The following is a 782-nucleotide window of genomic DNA, read 5'->3' as shown; positions in this document are numbered from 1 at the left end:
GGAACTACGTCACTCCCCCAGCGGCATCAGCCCATGCCGGCGACGCGCCCGGGCGCAGCCTTCATCACCGATCCCCAGCGCGGCGAAGGGCGCGAAGTCCCGGCACGGGCCGGGGCGATGCGCGTAGATCGTGCAGCTGGCCTGCCGCCCGACCTCCCCCGCCAGGGCAATACAGCGCGGTGGGCCCTCATCGGTGCCGCGCATGCGCACCAGGGTGGCGGTGACGGGCACGGTCAGGGCCACCGGTACGCAACCACCGGGTGTGGTCTCCAGGTCTGCCACATGGAAATCCACCCGGAAGCTGGCACAGCAGGCACCGCAACTCAGGCAGGGGTCAGCCACGGATCAGTTGGCCCCACAACACTTCTTGTATTTCTTGCCACTGCCGCAGGGGCAAGCCTCGTTGCGCCCCGGCCCGCCGGTCGCGGCCGTGGCGGCCCCCACCGCGAGGGGCTCGGGGGCCGGCAGGCCGAGGGCACGCCAAGCCTGGAACAAGTGCTGCACGGCGATTCCCTTTTCCTCCAGGGCGGCGAGCTGGGCCTCGAGTTCTGCCGGCACGGCGACTTCTTCGTCGGGGCCGAGAATGGTCTCCAGCAGGGCCTCGGCGATGGTGGTGTCACCCACCTTGTCCGGCCACTCGGACGGCCACATCTCGAAGCCCTGCTCGAAGCCGGTGCTCCATTCTTCACCGATGGCCGGGTCGTCATCGCCGCCCTGGGCGTAACAGAAGGGCTGCCAGCCTTCGGCTTCGCCCTCTTCATCACCGTCCTCGTCACCGATGG

General features: G+C 69.6%; 2 protein-coding genes. Both read right to left on the bottom strand.

Annotation, left to right across the window (positions count from 1 at the left end):
- Window positions 1–9 precede the first annotated feature (9 nt).
- On the bottom strand, window positions 10–342 hold the full coding sequence (locus tag JNK74_28560) for a YkgJ family cysteine cluster protein (GenBank protein ID MBL7650140.1): 333 nt from the start codon (window positions 340–342) through the stop codon (window positions 10–12).
- A 3-nt stretch (window positions 343–345) separates the two neighbouring features.
- On the bottom strand, window positions 346–782 hold a 437-nt coding region (locus JNK74_28555), incomplete at its 5' end, for an SEC-C domain-containing protein (GenBank protein MBL7650139.1).

This window comes from Candidatus Hydrogenedentota bacterium (assembly GCA_016791475.1).
Classification (GTDB): domain Bacteria; phylum Hydrogenedentota; class Hydrogenedentia; order Hydrogenedentales; family JAEUWI01; genus JAEUWI01.
Note: the sequence above shows the minus strand (reverse complement) of the source record. Positions and strands in the feature narration are given on the sequence as shown.